This is a genomic window from Amycolatopsis sp. NPDC003676, from assembly GCF_053587275.1.
The window spans coordinates 1-14788 of sequence record NZ_JBSFNS010000002.1; the positions used below are offsets into that span (position 1 = coordinate 1).

The 14788-nt window shown below is 69.2% G+C and carries 14 protein-coding genes; 9 read left to right on the forward strand and 5 right to left on the reverse strand.

Annotated elements, in window-relative coordinates; genetic code table 11:
- Positions 1–151 precede the first annotated feature (151 nt).
- On the reverse strand, positions 152–1948 hold the full coding sequence (gene metG / locus ACWDNU_RS01125; RefSeq protein ID WP_449667214.1) for a methionine--tRNA ligase: 1797 nt from the start codon (positions 1946–1948) through the stop codon (positions 152–154).
- 61 nt (positions 1949–2009) lie between these two features.
- Here metG and ACWDNU_RS01130 point away from each other — a divergent pair, with 61 nt between their 5' ends.
- The 5 genes from ACWDNU_RS01130 (at position 2010) to ACWDNU_RS01150 (ending at position 6458) form a co-directional block, all read left to right on the forward strand.
- Positions 2010–2597, forward strand: coding sequence for a PadR family transcriptional regulator (locus ACWDNU_RS01130; protein ID WP_449667215.1), 588 nt, complete (start codon positions 2010–2012; stop codon positions 2595–2597).
- 94 nt (positions 2598–2691) lie between these two features.
- A complete protein-coding gene (locus ACWDNU_RS01135; RefSeq protein WP_449667216.1) occupies positions 2692–3690 on the forward strand; it encodes an ATP-binding cassette domain-containing protein in 999 nt (332 codons plus the stop codon).
- On the forward strand, positions 3680–4444 hold the full coding sequence (locus ACWDNU_RS01140) for an ABC transporter permease (protein ID WP_449667217.1): 765 nt from the start codon (positions 3680–3682) through the stop codon (positions 4442–4444). Before ACWDNU_RS01135 ends, ACWDNU_RS01140 begins: the two co-directional genes overlap by 11 nt.
- A 97-nt stretch (positions 4445–4541) precedes the next feature.
- A complete protein-coding gene (locus tag ACWDNU_RS01145) occupies positions 4542–5156 on the forward strand; it encodes a glycoside hydrolase family 25 protein (protein WP_370934034.1) in 615 nt (204 codons plus the stop codon).
- A 45-nt stretch (positions 5157–5201) separates the two neighbouring features.
- Positions 5202–6458, forward strand: a complete 1257-nt coding sequence (locus ACWDNU_RS01150) for an aminodeoxychorismate synthase component I (RefSeq protein ID WP_449667218.1) — start codon at positions 5202–5204, stop codon at positions 6456–6458.
- A gap of 16 nt (positions 6459–6474) precedes the next feature.
- Here the strand turns inward: ACWDNU_RS01150 and ACWDNU_RS01155 are convergent, their stop codons facing one another.
- The gene (locus tag ACWDNU_RS01155; RefSeq protein ID WP_449667219.1) at positions 6475–7434 is read right to left on the reverse strand and encodes a quinone oxidoreductase family protein; all 960 of its coding nucleotides are present in this window, start codon (positions 7432–7434) and stop codon (positions 6475–6477) included.
- 172 nt (positions 7435–7606) lie between these two features.
- Between ACWDNU_RS01155 and ACWDNU_RS01160 the strand changes: the two genes are divergently transcribed.
- Together ACWDNU_RS01160 and ACWDNU_RS01165 are read left to right on the forward strand one after the other, a co-directional pair.
- A complete protein-coding gene (locus ACWDNU_RS01160; RefSeq protein ID WP_370934031.1) occupies positions 7607–8083 on the forward strand; it encodes a QsdR family transcriptional regulator in 477 nt (158 codons plus the stop codon).
- A gap of 9 nt (positions 8084–8092) precedes the next feature.
- Complete coding sequence (locus ACWDNU_RS01165) at positions 8093–9214, forward strand: hypothetical protein (protein ID WP_449667220.1); 1122 nt, start codon at positions 8093–8095, stop codon at positions 9212–9214.
- Position 9215: 1 nt separating this feature from the next.
- Here ACWDNU_RS01165 and rsmI read toward each other — a convergent pair whose 3' ends face one another.
- Complete coding sequence (gene rsmI / locus ACWDNU_RS01170) at positions 9216–10055, reverse strand: 16S rRNA (cytidine(1402)-2'-O)-methyltransferase (RefSeq protein WP_370934028.1); 840 nt, start codon at positions 10053–10055, stop codon at positions 9216–9218.
- 54 nt (positions 10056–10109) lie between these two features.
- Here rsmI and ACWDNU_RS01175 point away from each other — a divergent pair, with 54 nt between their 5' ends.
- Positions 10110–11678, forward strand: a complete 1569-nt coding sequence (locus ACWDNU_RS01175; protein ID WP_449667221.1) for a dolichyl-phosphate-mannose--protein mannosyltransferase — start codon at positions 10110–10112, stop codon at positions 11676–11678.
- Here ACWDNU_RS01175 and ACWDNU_RS01180 read toward each other — a convergent pair.
- Complete coding sequence (locus tag ACWDNU_RS01180; RefSeq protein WP_449667222.1) at positions 11629–12408, reverse strand: AraC family transcriptional regulator; 780 nt, start codon at positions 12406–12408, stop codon at positions 11629–11631. The genes ACWDNU_RS01175 and ACWDNU_RS01180 overlap by 50 nt on opposite strands.
- Before the next feature lie 55 nt (positions 12409–12463).
- On the opposite strand from ACWDNU_RS01180, the gene ACWDNU_RS01185 reads away from it, so the two are divergent.
- Positions 12464–13030: a class I SAM-dependent methyltransferase gene (locus ACWDNU_RS01185; protein ID WP_449667223.1), complete on the forward strand. Its 567-nt coding sequence runs from the start codon at positions 12464–12466 to the stop codon at positions 13028–13030.
- A 41-nt stretch (positions 13031–13071) separates the two neighbouring features.
- Here the strand turns inward: ACWDNU_RS01185 and ACWDNU_RS01190 are convergent, their stop codons facing one another.
- The gene (locus ACWDNU_RS01190; protein ID WP_370934024.1) at positions 13072–14787 is read right to left on the reverse strand and encodes a serine/threonine-protein kinase; all 1716 of its coding nucleotides are present in this window, start codon (positions 14785–14787) and stop codon (positions 13072–13074) included.
- Between the last annotated feature and the right edge of the window lies 1 nt (position 14788).

Below are 14788 nucleotides of genomic sequence, written 5' to 3' on the forward strand. Positions count from 1 at the left end.
CCAACGCCCCCCTGCGTTTCGGGGGTCTTTTACACGCCAACTCACCCCCATTGACAAGCACCCCCGAACCGTCAGCACAATCGGGCTTCGGGGTGGTGGCCCCCAAAGCGGGCGCAATGTCGCCGCCAGGCGACGAGCCGCCCCCGAGACCTCAGTCAGTCACGATCGGAGCCCACTCCGGCCCAGTCTCGCCCAACTTCGGATCCAGCTTCGTAAACAACGGAGTCGGCTTCTCCAACGGCCGCCCAACCTCAATCGGCCGAGACTCCCACTTAGCCTGCTCCCCGGCGTAATCCCCGGTGAGGATCGGATTAACCCGCCCAGGCAGGTCAAGATCCTCAACCTCCTGCAGCTCAGGCTGAGCAGCCCAAACCCCAGTCCCACCCAGCGCCTCATGCACCTTCTGCGCCGAATGCGGCAGGAACGGCGTCAGCAACGTATTCGCGTCACTGACCACCTGCAACGCCGTGTGCAACACCGCGTCCCGCCGGTCCGGATCCTCCTTGAGCTTCCAAGGCTCCTGATCCGACAGATACCGGTTAGCCGCCGTAACCACCCGCATCGCCTCAGCCGCGGCCAACTTGAACCGCGACCGCGCAAGATGCCCCCCAGCAGTCTCGAACGCCTGCCGAGACAGCGCCTTCAACTCCTCATCCGCCGGAGCAGGCGCAGTAGGAGCCGGAACCGCCCCATTGTTCTTGTGCGCCATAGAGATCGACCGGTTAACGAGATTGCCCCACTCGTTAGCCAGCTCGAAGTTCGTCCGCCGAACAAACTCGTCCCACGTGAAGTCCGTGTCCTGAGTCTCCGGACCGGCCACCGAAATGAAGTACCGCAACGCGTCCGGCCCGAACTCCCGCAGGAAGTCGTGCACGTAAATGACGGTCCCCCGGGACGTGGAGAACTTCGACCCGCTCATGGTGAGGAACTCGCTGGACACGATCTCGTCCGGCAGGTGCAGCTTGCCGTACTTGCCCGGCTCGCCGCCGCGATCGCCGTCGCCGTTCTGGCCGAGCAGCAGCGCGGGCCAGATCTGGGCGTGGAAGGTGATGTTGTCCTTGCCCATGAAGTAGTAGGCGCGCGCGGCGTCGTTGGCCCACCACTCCTGCCACGCGTCCGGGGTGCCGTTGCGGCGCGCCCATTCGACGCTCGCGGAGAAGTAGCCGATGACCGCGTCGAACCAGACGTAGAACCGCTTGAGCGGCTGGTCGCGCCAGCCGTCCAGCGGGATCTTGACGCCCCAGTCGAGGTCGCGGGTGATCGGCCGCGGCCGCATGTCGTCGATCAGGTTCTTGGTGAAGTTGAGGACGTTCGGGCGCCAGTCGTTCTTGGTGCCCAGCCAGTCGCCGAGGGTCTGGGTGAACGCCGGCAGGTCGAGGAAGTAGTGCTCGGTCTCGACGAACTTCGGCGTCTCGCCGTTGATCCGCGACTTCGGGTTGATCAGCTCGGCCGCGTCGAGCTGATTGCCGCAGTTGTCGCACTGGTCGCCGCGCGCGCCGTCGTAGCCGCAGATCGGGCAGGTGCCCTCGATGTAGCGGTCGGGCAGCGTGCGTCCGGTGGACGGGCTGATCGCGCCGCGGGTGGTCTTCGGGACGACGTAGCCGTTGCGGTTGAGCGCGAGGAAGATTTCCTGCGTCACCGCGGCGTGGTTGCCGGTGGTGGTGCGGGTGAACAGGTCGTAGGAGAGGCCGAGGCCGCGCAGGTCCTCGTCGATCTGGCGGGTGTACTTGTCCGCGGTCTGCTGCGGGGTCATCCCCTCTTTGTCCGCCTGGACGGTGATCGGCGTGCCGTGTTCGTCGGTCCCGGACACCATGAGCACCCGGTTGCCGGCCATTCGCTGGTAGCGGGAGAAGACGTCGGACGGGACGCCGAATCCGGACACGTGGCCGATGTGGCGGGGGCCGTTGGCGTAGGGCCAGGCCACCGCGGTCAACACAGGGGTGCTCATACCTGTTTAGCCTACGGATGCGCTCCAGCGCGTTTCGTGGTGGTCGGGGAAGGGAGAGCCGGTGTCGGCGACGCGTCTGCTGGTGCTCGGGGTCGTGCGGATGTTCGGCCGCGCGCACGGCTACCAGGTGCGCCGCGAACTGCTGTCGTGGTCGGCGGACAAGTGGGCGAACGTCCAGCCCGGCTCGATCTACCACGCGCTCAAGAAAATGGCCGCCGAGGACCTGCTGGAGAAGATCGACGTCGAACCGGGCGACGGCGGTCCGGACCGGGTCGCCTACCGGCTCTCGCACGCGGGCGAGCAGGAGTTCCAGGTCCTCATCGCGAAGGGGTTGTCCGATCCGAGCGCGAGCAACGCGGAGCTGTGCGCGGCGGTGAGCCTGATGCCCGCGCTCCCGCGGAAGTACACGATCAGCCTGCTCCAGCAGAACCTGATCCACTTCGAAGCGGAAGAGCGCCGGTCGCGGTTGAGCCTCGAGGACGACACCTGGGGCAAACCTGCGCACGTGACCGAACTGTTCCGCCTGTGGGGCGGGATCGCCAGCGCGAGCCGGGAATGGCTCGGCGGGCTGATCGGCAGGCTCGAGGCGGGCGAGTACGTGATGGCCGACGACCCCGGTTCGCCGTTCACCCCGTCGGCTCCTGAGTAATCAAATTTGACTAAGCCGCTTCTCTCGGGCACAGTGTGCGCGTCAGCTAGTCAAGATTGACTAGCTGATCTTCTTGGGAGGAGAGGGGCAATCCATGATCACGGCACGCGGACTCGAGCGGCGGTTTCGCCGCAAGGGCCGAGCCGGTGGCGAAGTGCACGCGGTGAAGGGGGTCGATCTCGACGTCGAGGCGGGCGAGCTGGTCGGGTTCCTCGGCCCGAACGGGGCGGGCAAGACCACGACGCTGCGCATGCTCACCACCTTGTTGAGACCGACCGCGGGCACGGCGACCGTCGGTGGGCACGACCTGCTCACCGACGCGGCGGGGGTGCGCCGCAACATCGGGTACGTCGCACAGGGCGGCGGGACCGCGCCCGAATCGCGCGTCGGCGAAGAGCTTGAGCTGCAGGGCAGGCTGTACCGGATGAGCAAGGCCGACGCGATCGCGCGCGGCAAAGTGCTCACCGAGCAGCTCGACCTGGCCGGGCTCGAACAGCGGGCCACGAAAACGCTGTCCGGGGGTCAGCGGCGCAGGCTCGACATCGCGATGGGGCTGATTCATTCGCCGGGGCTGGTCTTTCTCGACGAGCCGTCCACCGGGCTCGACCCGCAGAGCCGGGCGAACCTGTGGGAGCACATCCGGCGGCTGCGCACCGAACAGGGCGTGACGATCTTCCTGACGACGCACTATCTCGACGAGGCGGACGCGCTGGCTGACCGGCTGATCGTGATCGACGACGGCCGGATCGTCGCCGAGGGGCATCCGGACGCGCTGAAAGCGCAGGTCTCCGGCGACAGCGTGGCGATCGAGGTGGATCCCGAATCCGCCGCGGCCGCCGCCGACCTGGCCCGGCAACTGCCCGGCGCGCACGAGTTCGCCGTGCGCGAGGGGTCGATCCGGTTCCGGGTGCCGCGCGGCGACACCGCGATGCCGGAGCTGCTGCGCGCGCTCGACGCCAAGGAAATCGCGACGACCGCCATGCAGGTCACGCGGCCGACCTTGGACGACGTATTCCTTACTCTCACCGGCCGGTCGCTGCGCGAAGCGGAGCAGCCCGCGGCGACGGAACCGGAGGCGTCCGATGCTGCGTGACACCTGGCTGATCTTCCGCCGCGACATGGCGGGCGCGCTGCGGAATCCGGCGTGGCTGCTGATCGGGCTCGCCCAGCCGCTGCTGTACCTGTTCTTCTTCGGCCCGCTGCTGGTGAAATCGCTCGGCGCGCAGGGGATGTCCGAGGTCGACGGCTGGATGGTGCTCACGCCCGCGCTGATCGCGCAGCTGGCGCTGTTCGGCAGTTCGTTCGTGGGCTTCGGGCTGCTGGCCGAATTCCGGTCCGGCGTGGTCGAGCGGCTGCGTGTCACCCCAGTGCACCGGGCCGCGCTGCTGCTCGGGAAGGTGCTGGCGAACGCGTTGCAGGCGGCCGTGCAGGCGGTGCTGATCATCCTGCTCGCCTACCTGGTGTTCGACCTGAACGCGCCGTTCGGCGGCGTGCTGCTGAGTCTGGCGATCGTGTTCCTGCTCGCGCTCACGCTGGCGTCGTGCTCCTACGCGCTGGCGCTCACGCTCAAGAGCGAGGAGGCGTTCCCGGCGCTGCTCAACGCGGTGCTCATGCCGTTGCTGCTGCTGTCCGGGATCCTCATCCCGATCACGTCCGGGCTGGCGCCGAAGTGGCTGTACACGATCTCGCAGATCAACCCGTTCCGGCACGTGGTCGACGTGGAGCGCAACAGCTTCCGCGGCGACTTCTCGATGGACGCGCTCTTCACCGGGGGCGTGGTCGTGCTGGTCATGGCCGTCTTGGCGGTGTGGTGGGGAACGCGCACGTTCCAACGGGAAAACGCCTGATCAAAGCCTATCGACACGCCGGGAAAGGTCACCCCGCTCCGGAATTCCGGACGTAGGGTGGCCTTTCACCCGTCGTGGGGCTTGTCAGGGGTGCGTGGTGGCGGAACCGGAGAGTGGGCGCGGACTCACGCTCACTCATCGCGAGCAAGTGCTCGATTGGGCGGCGGTGCGCGGCGCCGACGTGCGATTCGCTTCGGTGACGATCAGCGAGAACGTCAACTGGAGCGATCCGGGCGCGGAGCGGATGCTGGCCGCGGCCCAGCACGCGGGCATCCATACCGGCGCCCGGCACTACGCGCGGCCTGGCGCGGTGCACGACCAGGCCGACCATTTCGTCCGGACGGCGAGCAAGCTCGGAGCGTTCGCGCCCGGTTCGCTCGCCCCGGCGCTCGAGGTGGACGCGCAAAGCGTCGACGACCGGTTCGTGAAGGCGTGGATCAAGCACGTGCGGCACGCCGCGAAGATCCGCCGGGTGCTCGTGTACGCCGGACACGACTGCTGGGCACACCGCCTGCACCCGGACCGCTGGGCTGATTCCGAGGTCGTGCTGTGGCTCGTGCGGCACAACGGCATTCCCGGACGGCCCGGCTGGTTCCACTCGCGGCTCGGGCTGCACCAGCACGCCTTCGCGCCGGACGTGCCCGGCGTCGACGGCCCGGTGGCGCAGGACGCGGTGGTGTATCCGTTCGCGCTGTCCGATGTGCTGCTCTGATCACCTTTTCCGCTGGTCACCGCCGGTTTCCGGCACAATGGCGCGATGCGTTTCCAGCGGCTGCGGACCGACCTGTCACCTTCGCGGGTGCTCGTTCTGCTGTCCGCGTACGCCCGGGCGCACGGCCTGCCCGAACCGGCCGCGGTCTGCGGGGACTGGTTCGGGTCGCGGGCAGTGGTGGCACCGTTCCTGGCGGTGACTCCGCGGTCGTTCCCTTCGGTTTCTCCCGTTTCGGGTCCTTCGGGGCGCATCGGCGGCGGGTGGTTCGGTTTTCTGGCCTATGACCAGGCGGACCCATCTGGACGTTCGACCGGGGTTCCGGCGTCGGCCTGGGGTTGGGCGGATCACGTGCTGCACTGGGACGCGGCTGGCGAGTGCTGGTTCGAGTCCCTTGACGGTGACGCAGACGGGCAGCTCGCGGTGGTGGAGCGGGCTTTGGCTGGATCCGCGGGGCTGTCATGGTCGGCTAGTGCTTTGCGACGGCCGTCCGGGCACGAGCAGGCGGTGAAGGCGTGCGTGCACGAGATCGAGGCGGGCGAACTGTTCCAGGCGAACGTCTGCTCGCGGTTCACCGGGACGTTCGAGGGTTCACCGGCCGCGTTGTTCGCCGAGGGGGTGCGGCGGCTGGCTCCGCGGCGGGCGGCTTACGTCGCCGGTGAATGGGGTTCGGTGGTTTCGCTGTCGCCGGAACTGTTTTTGGCCCGGCACGGCCGTCGCGTGCGGTCGTCGCCGATCAAGGGGACGCTGCCCCGGCGCGGTCCGGCGGACGACGGCAACGCGCTCCTGCTGCGGCAGTCGGCGAAGGACGTCGCGGAGAACGTGATGATCACCGACCTGGTGCGCAACGATCTCGGCCGGGTGTGCGAGGTCGGCAGCGTCGTGGTGCCGGAGCTGCTCGCGGTGCATCCCGCGCCGGGGGTGTGGCATCTGGCGTCCACTGTGGAGGGTGTGCTGGCGGACGGGGTGACCGACTCCGGGCTGCTGGCCGCGACGTTCCCGCCCGGCTCGGTCACCGGTGCGCCGAAGATCCGAGCACTGGACCTGATCGCCGAACTGGAACCGGCCGCGCGCGGCGTGTACACCGGCGCGGTCGGGTTGGTGTCGCCGCTGGCGGGGCTGGAGCTGAACGTGGCGATCCGGACGTTCGAGATCGCCGGGGACCGGATCGCGCTCGGCGTCGGCGGCGGGATCACGGCCGACTCGGACAGCGCCGCGGAATGGCAGGAATGCCTGCACAAAGCGGCGCCGTTGGAGGATCTGCTGGCCAGGCCTCGTGAGTGCCGATCGCGGTTAGAACCGTGATCAGCACTCACGAGCCTTACCTACGCGGGTCGAGCAGCAGCTTCCCCGTCGTGCCACGGGAACGCAGTGCCTCGTGCGCCTTCCGGGCGTCCTCCAGCGCGTACTCGCCGCCCGCGATCGCGCGGAGTTTTCCGTCCAGCACCATCGTGAACAGGTCGCTGAGCGCGGTGCCGAAAACGTTGCCCGGCAAGCGGAACACGTGCGGCAGCCACATCCCGGCCACGGTCGTGCTGTGGCCGAGCAGGTTGCGCAATTCGATCGGCTTCGGCGAGCGGCGGCCGGCCATCCCGTAGAAGACCAGACGGCCGAACGGGGCCAACGCGACGATGCTCTGGTCGGTGGTGGTGCCGCCGACCATGTCGAGGACGACGTCGACTCGCTTGCCGCCGTTGGCTTCCCGGAGGACTTCGGTCATGTTCTCCGCGCGGGAATCGACCGCGACGTCCGCGCCGAGTTCGATCGCCAGCGCGCGCTTTTCCTCGCTGCTCGCGGTCGCGATGACGCGGCCCGCGCCCCACGCGTTCGCCAGCTGCACCGCGATCGACCCGACGCCGCCCGCCGCGGCGTGCACGACGACGGACTCGCCGGGTTCGAGATGAGCGTTCTTGCGCAGCATGATCCACGCGGTCGCGCCCTGGACCAGCATCGACAGTGCGTTGAGGTCGTCGACGCCGTCCGGAACCGGGAAGGTCATGGCCTCGTCGGCCACGACGCGCTCGGCGTAACCGCCGCCGTCGTTGAGCAGCGCGACCACCCGCTTGCCGTCCGCCGTACGACCGACGACCTCGCCGCCGGGCACGAGCGGCAGCTTGCTCGGGGCGAGATACGAGTTTTCCGCCTGGTGCGTGTCCGCATAGTTCAGCCCGACACGGTCGACCTCGATCAGCACTTGCCCCGGCCCGGCCACCGGATCGGGCAGCTCGACCGGCTTCAGCACCTCGGGACCGCCGAATTCGGTCACCTGCACAGCACGCATCTTCGCGGCTCCTCTCGTCGTGAGACATTCTGCCACATGTCTCATCCATGGGACACTCTCTGCTAACGTCTCACCCATCGACACGCCACTGTCCACCCGCACCTCGCGACCCGACGCCGTCGCGGCCTTCCGCCTCGCCCGCGCCCGGTTCCTCGCCGGGGACCGTGTCGACATGCGCGACCTGGCAGGCGACCTCGGCGTCAGCCGCGCGACCCTGCACCGCTGGGTCGGCAGCCGCGATCACCTGCTGAGCGAAATCCTGTGGGCGGAGACGTCCGCGGTGCTGGATAACGTGAGTTATGCGGGCCGCGGCGGGGACGGCGTCGCGGAGGCGATCGGGGCGTTCGTGCGGACGGTCAACGCGTCCTCGCCGTTCCGTGCGTTTTTGCGCCGGGAGCCGGAGCGTGCGCTGCGGTTGCTGACGACCAAGGCGAGTCTGGTGCAATCGCGGACCATCGAGAAGGTCCAGGCGTTGCTGTCGGACGAGGTCGCGGCGGGGCGGCTGGAGACGCCGTTGCCGGTGGCGGATCTGGCGTATCTGCTCGTGCGGGTCGGCGAGTCGTTCATCTACACCGATGCGATCACCGGCGAGGAGCCGGATGCGGAAAAGGCTTTGGTAGCAGCGAAAATGCTGTTGCGCAGTCGGTAAAATCTCTTAGTGACTGCCATCCAGGCCATCGCCCGGATCCCCGCCGCTTCGATCGGCAAGCTGGTGTGCCATCCGAAACTGCCGCTCGTCGCCGGGATCGATCAGGACCGGCCCGCGGTGCATCTCTACTACGCCGAGCGAGTGCTTCGCGAAATCGGCGCGGTGGGCGCGGATTCCCCGGAGTACGGGAAGTTCGACCACTGGCCTGTCGTCGCCTGGCACCCGGAGCGGCCGGAACTGGTCGTGTCCTCCGGCGGGGAAACGGTGCGCTGGACCCGGACCGGCACCTCCGCGCTGGATATCGCTGTGTCCCACCACGTGGCCTTCAGTCCGGACGGCCAGTCGCTGTGGACGTCGCCGACCCCGCCCGAAATCTACGACCGTTCGGACGTCATCGACCTCAAGACCGGGGCCACCTCGTCCGCCCGGGTGTGGGACACCGGGATCGCCCCGCATCCGGCGGGCGGGCTGGTCGCCACGCTGCAGAGCGATCAGGGCGCGAGCTTTGTGCTCTTCTCCCGTCCAGGCGAGAAGCTGCGGTTCCTCGACCGGGCCCTGATTCTGGAATCCAACTGCTGGGGGCTTCCGGTCTTCAGCTCCGACGGGCGGTACCTGGCGATTCGCGGCAACACCTACGAACATCAGGTCCTGGTGTTCGAGTTCCCTTCGCTGCGCCGAATCCTGAAGACCTCGCTCAAAAAGTATTCCATCTCGTCCTGGCTCACCATCGCCTTCGGTGCACGGCCCGGCGCGCTGTGGATCGGGACGCCGTCCGGCACCTTGCTGGAGGTTGACGTCGAGCGCGACCGAACCAAGAAGCACAAACTGCTCCGCTCGGCAGTGACCGCGCTGGCCGCGACGTCGAACGGCGACCTCGTGGTCGCCGGAGATGGCGAACTCGCACTGGTGCCCGTTCCTTCTCCCCGCACCGTCGCGGATCCGGCCACCGTCACGGAGTTCCTCTCCAGTACCAAGGAGATTCCCGATGAGGGCCTGACGGAAGAACACGTCGTGCACACCGACGGCATCCGCACTTGGCGGCCGGAGGAACTGGCCACGATCACCAAAACCGCACCTAGCGACCCGAAGTGGCTGCAGTTCCTAGCCGAAGACAACGCCCGCCGGTACTAACTCACTTCCGCGCCGCGAGCACCGCCGCGTAAAGCTCCTTTGTAGACACCCCGGCCGCACCCGCTACCTCAGCCGCGACGGTCTTCAGTCGTTCCCCCGAAGCGACCCGTTCCGCCACCTCCGGCACCAGATCCGCCACCGACGCCTGCCGAGGAGCCGCCCCCTCCAGCACCACCGAGATCTCGCCGCGCACCCCGTCCGCTGCCCACTCGGCAAGTTCCGCGAGGGTGCCGCGTTTGACCTCTTCGTACGTCTTCGTCAGCTCCCGGCACACTGCGGCACGCCGAGAACCGCCCAGCGCGGCGGCGGCGTCGGAAAGCAGGGACGCGATCCGGTGCGGCGATTCGAAGAACACGACAGTCCGGCGCTCGCTCACCAGCTCCGCGAACCACTTCGATCGCTCGCCAGGCTTGCGCGGGGCGAAGCCCTCGAAGCAGAACCGGTCGCAGGGCAACCCGGACAACGCGAGCGCCGTCGTCACCGCCGACGGGCCGGGAAGGCAAGTGATCGGCAGATCCTCCTCGACACAAGCGGCCACGAGGCGGAAGCCGGGATCGGACACGCTCGGCATCCCGGCGTCGGTCACCACCAGCACCGTCTCGCCGCCGTGCAGTGCCTCCAGCAGCTTCGGCAGCCGGGCAGTCTCGACGTCCTCGTAGAAGCTGACCACCCGGCCGGAAGGCGACACGCCGAGCGCGGAAGCGAGGCCGCGCAGGCGTCGAGTGTCCTCGGCGGCGATCACGTCCGCCGAGCCCAGCGCCTCGATCAGCCGGGCGGACGCGTCGCCGGGATCGCCCAGCGGGGTGGCGGCGAGCACGAGCCGTCCGGACGCAGAAGTCATGGCAGTCAGCCTAACCAGACGCCACCGGTGGATCAGGCCGTACTATCGGGCCCCGTGACCGCGCTGCTGACCCGTGCCGACGACGAGAGCGTGCGGCCGGACCCGGTCGACGCGCGCCGTCCTCCGACCGACCGCGAAGCCACCCTGCTCGGCCGGGCCATGCCCGCCGACCGGCTGCGCGGCTGGATCGTCACGTTCGTCCTGACCGTGATCGGCGGCGTCGTCCGGCTGCAGAATCTGGGCCTTCCCACTGACCACAACAGCCCTGTCTTCGATGAGAAGCACTACGTGCCCCAGGCCGCGCAGATGCTGCGCAACGGCGGGTACGAGGACAACGCCGGGTACGAGCTGATCGTGCACCCGCCGCTGGCCAAGGACTTCATCGCGTTCGGCGAGTGGCTCTTCGGCTACAACGGCTGGGGCTGGCGGTTCATGTCGGCGGTGGCCGGCACGCTGATCGTGCTGCTCACCGTGCGCATCGCGCGCCGGCTGACCCGTTCGACGCTGCTCGGCGGCATCGCGGGCGTGCTGGTGATCTGCGACGGCGTGCTGCACCTGCAGTCGCGGATGGGGATGCTCGACATCTTCATCGCGTTCTTCGTGCTCGCCGCGTTCGGCTGCGTGCTCTGCGACCGCGACCAGGTGCGGCAACGGCTGGCGGTCGCGGTGCGCGAGGGCTGGATCGGCGAATCCCAGTGGGGTCCGAAGCTCGGCTTCCGCTGGTGGCGGTTCGCGGCCGGGCTGATGATCGGCCTGACGTTCGGCGTCAAATGGTCCGCGCTCTACTACATCGCGGCGTTCGGCCTGCTCACCGTGTTCTTCGACGTCGCCGCCCGGCGCGCGGCGGGCGTGCGGCGGCCGTGGGTCGGCACGATCCGGCGCGATGTCGCGCCCGCGCTGTGGGCGATCCTCGTCGTGCCGGTGCTGATGTACCTGGCGGCGTACTGGGCGTGGTTCGCCAGCGAAACCGCGACCGACCGGCACTACACCGAGATCAAGAACCTCGACCCGGGCATGTTCGGCTGGATCCCGCCCGCGCTGCGCTCGCTCGGCAGCTACACCGCCAACGTGCTGCATTTCCACGAAACCCTGGTGACGCCCAAGGACAATCCGCATCCCTGGGAGTCGAAGCCGTGGACGTGGCCGATGGGCCTGCGGCCGATGCTCTACTACTACGACGGCAATGTCACCGGCTGCGGCGAATCGCGCTGCCTCGGCGCGACGATGCTGATCGGCACGCCCGCGATGTGGTGGCTGGCCGTCCCGGTGCTGGGCTGGGGCCTATGGCGCTGGTTCTTCCGCGCGGACTGGCGCTACGCCGCCGTGCTCACCGGCTACTTCGCCGGCTACCTGCCCTGGTTCACCAACATCGACCGGCAGATGTACTTCTTCTACGCCACGCCGATGGCCCCGTTCCTGGTGCTCGGGCTGGTGCTGGCGCTCGGGCAGATTCTCGGCAGCGCCAAACGCGGGTTCGAACGCAGAGGCACCGGTCTGCTCGTCGTGTCGCTTTATGTCGGGCTGGTGGTGGCGAACTTCGCCTGGCTGTGGCCGATTCTCAACGGAATCCCGATCACGAACGACCATTGGCAGGCGGAAATGTGGCTGCCTTCGTGGCGCTGAAGTAAGCGCCCGGCGGCACCCCGACCGCCCGGCGGAAGGCGGCTACGAAAGCGCTGGCTGTCGCGTACCCGACCCGGTGTGCGACGGTCGTCATCGGCAAACCCTGTGCCAGCAACGGCAATGCCGCGCGCAGCCGTGCTTGCGTGCGCCAGGTGCCGAACGTCATCCGGCAGTCTCGGACGAACGCGCGGGCCAGCGTCCGCTCGCTCGCGCCGACTTCCCGGCCCAGCTCGGCCAGGCCGCGCGAGTCCGCGGGGTCGGCGAGCACCGCGTCGGCGACATCCCGCGCTCGTGGGTCTGCGGGCGCGGGGACGACGATCGGCGCGACGTCCATCGGCTCCAGCAGATCGAACGCGACCGCTTCGGCGCGGCGGCGGGCGTCGTCGCTGATGCCGTCCGCGGACAGGTGCTCCAGCAGTTCCCGCAGCAACGGCCGGACGATGACGATCCGCGGGGACGGCCAGTCGACCGGGCACTGCTCCGGATCGGCGTAGATTCCGCGCAGCTCGGCGTTCCCGACCGCGCCCGTGCGATGCCAGACGCCGACCGGGATCCAGAGCGCGCGCGTGGACGGCAGCACCCATTGCGCGTCGCCGACCATCACCGCGGCGACCCCGCGCGCGGCCCAGACGAGCTGGTGCGCCGGATGGTCGTGCCAGGGGAACCAGGCGCCGGCCGCGATCGGGAGGTCGCCGAGCAGCATCGCGCCGGTTTGACCGTACTGCGACATGACGTGACAGCCTATCGCCTTCCGGTCAGCATGGCTCGTCCCTAGCGTCGGGACCATGCCGATGAACCTGATGCACCGCAAGCTCTGCAGCTCGGAGAAGTGGGCCGCCGCGGTGGCCGGCGTGCTGCCGGACTGGCTCGCCCGTTTCGAACTGGGCGACGACGTGCTGGAAATCGGACCGGGTTTCGGGGCCACCACCCGGGTGCTGGTCGACGCTCTGCCGCGGCTGACCGCGCTGGAAATCGATCCGGCGTCGACCCGGCTGCTGCGGGAGAAATACGGCGACCGGGTCGACGTCGTCGAGGGCAACGGTGCGGAAATGCCGTTCGCGGACGACCGGTTTTCCGGAGTCGTCTGCTTCACGATGCTGCACCACGTGCCGACCGACGCGCTGCAGGACCGGATCTTCGCGGAGGCGTTCCGGGTGTTGCGCCCGAGCGGCACTTACTGCGGCGTGGACAGCCAGCTCAGCCTCGGATTCCGGCTGCTGCACATCGGGGACACGATGAACGTCCTCGACGCGGACACCCTGCCCGCCCGGCTGAGGGCGGCCGGGTTCGAGCAGGTGCGCGTGGGGGTCGAGAGGAAGCGGCTGGAGTTCGCGGCGGTGAAGGCGTCGTGAGTGCTAATCGCGGTTAGAACCGTGATCAACACTCACGAGGCTCAGCGCGGTGAGCGGCGCGGAACGATCTGCGTGACCGGCCCGTCCAGCGCCTTGCCCTGCCGGCTCAGCCAGCCGTCGACCTCGCGGCGCACCGAGTTCAGCGTCGGGCGACGGCGCGGTTCCGGATCCAGCGACGCGGCCAGGATCCGTGCGTGCACCGAACGCTGCGGCATGTGCGTGACCGGATCGGCGCGCGCCGCGGCCATCAGCGCGGCCATCGGCGTCTCGCGGGTGCCGCGCGGCGGCTGGCCGGTCAGCGCGTAGCTGACCGTGGCGGCGAGCTGCCAGGCGTCCGACGCCGGGCTCGCCGGGGAGCCCATCGCCTGTTCCGGCGCGACGAAGTCGGGCGTGCCGATCATCATCCCGGTGGCGGTCATCTTGGAATCGCCCTGGCTGCGGGCGATGCCGAAGTCGATGAGGTGCGCGATGCCCGCCGGGTCGAGGATGACGTTGGACGGCTTCACGTCGCGGTGCAGCACGCCCCGCTCGTGCGCCGCGACCAGCGCGCCGGCCATCGTCGACCACAGCCGTCCGGCGGCGACGTCGTCGATCGGGCCCTGTCCGTCGACCACCTCGGCGAGCGGGCGGCCCTGCAGGTACTCCATGACGAGCGCGAGCCCGTCCGGTTCCTCGGCCAGGTCGTACACGCGGACGCAGTTGGGGTGGTTCACCACGGCCAGCGCACGCGCCTCGCGCTGCATGCGCTCCTCGGTGTCGCGGTCGGGCGCGTGCGCGATCTTCAGCGCGACAGTGCGGTTGAGCTGCGTGTCGACGGCTTCCCAGACCGTGCCGAACCCGCCGGTCCCGAGCTGGCGGACGCGCCGGTACCGGCTGCTGCCCGCGTTGCGCGAGCCGGGCGGCGGCGGAATCATGCCGGGCGCGGCGGCCAGCGCCCCGGCCGGCGGCGGCTCCGGAGCGGACGCCAGCGCGGTGGCCGGGTACGGCTTGTTCTGCGGCGGCGGAGGCGGCGGCAGCTGCTCCCGGCGCGGCGGAGGCTGCGCGGCGGGCGGTTCGTCGCGGCGCGGCTCCGGCCGGTTGATCACCGACCACGGCGGCGGCCCGACCAGTGCGACCGGGATCAGCCCCAGGACGCTGAACGGCAGGAACCCGAGCCAGAAGTGCACCGCGGTGTTGGCCGACATGCCCGCCGACGCGACCGCCATGACCACGAACGGAATCCAGAAGAACCGCGACGGCCACTTCGGCCCGCGCCGGAAAGCGGTGCGCGCCTGCAGCATCACGAACAGCAGCGAGCCGACCGGCAGCGCGGTGAACGCGAGCAGGTACAGCGCGTAGGAGAGCTTGAGGCCGCGCGGGTAGAAGAGCGTCTCGAAGACGTTCGACCCGCCGCCGAGGTAAGCCTTCTGCGTGCCGACGAACGAGCAGTAGTCCTTGCTGAGCGAGGCCGCCCCGGACAGTCCGGTCGACTGGCCCGCGTTGGCCGCGCGGAACGTTTCCGAGATGCCCGAGGAGATCAGCCACGGCAGCACCAGCACGCTGACCACGCCGATGAGCCCGAACACGGTGAGCGTGGTCGCGTCGTACCGGTTGCCGGTCCCCTTGCGGACGATCGCCACGATCAGCGCACCGGCCGCCGGGAAGAGCGCGACGAGCGCACCCGCTGTGGTCGTCGCCCACACCCAGTCGCCCGGGCAGAAGTCCGGGCCGAACAAGGTGTGCGCGAGCGAGAGCAGCGCGCTCGCGATTCCGCTCACC

What these genes read in the sequence shown, in the direction of transcription:
- ACWDNU_RS01150 (WP_449667218.1), top strand. Translation starts at nt 5,202, where the DNA reads ATGCGTTTCCAGCGGCTGCGGACCGACCTGTCACCTTCGCGGGTGCTC.
- ACWDNU_RS01160 (WP_370934031.1), top strand. Translation starts at nt 7,607, where the DNA reads ATGCGCGACCTGGCAGGCGACCTCGGCGTCAGCCGCGCGACCCTGCAC.
- ACWDNU_RS01180 (WP_449667222.1), bottom strand. Translation starts at nt 12,408, where the DNA reads ATGTCGCAGTACGGTCAAACCGGCGCGATGCTGCTCGGCGACCTCCCG.
- ACWDNU_RS01140 (WP_449667217.1), top strand. Translation starts at nt 3,680, where the DNA reads ATGCTGCGTGACACCTGGCTGATCTTCCGCCGCGACATGGCGGGCGCG.
- ACWDNU_RS01185 (WP_449667223.1), top strand. Translation starts at nt 12,464, where the DNA reads ATGCCGATGAACCTGATGCACCGCAAGCTCTGCAGCTCGGAGAAGTGG.
- ACWDNU_RS01155 (WP_449667219.1), bottom strand. Translation starts at nt 7,434, where the DNA reads ATGCGTGCTGTGCAGGTGACCGAATTCGGCGGTCCCGAGGTGCTGAAG.
- metG (WP_449667214.1), bottom strand. Translation starts at nt 1,948, where the DNA reads ATGAGCACCCCTGTGTTGACCGCGGTGGCCTGGCCCTACGCCAACGGC.
- ACWDNU_RS01135 (WP_449667216.1), top strand. Translation starts at nt 2,692, where the DNA reads ATGATCACGGCACGCGGACTCGAGCGGCGGTTTCGCCGCAAGGGCCGA.
- rsmI (WP_370934028.1), bottom strand. Translation starts at nt 10,055, where the DNA reads ATGACTTCTGCGTCCGGACGGCTCGTGCTCGCCGCCACCCCGCTGGGC.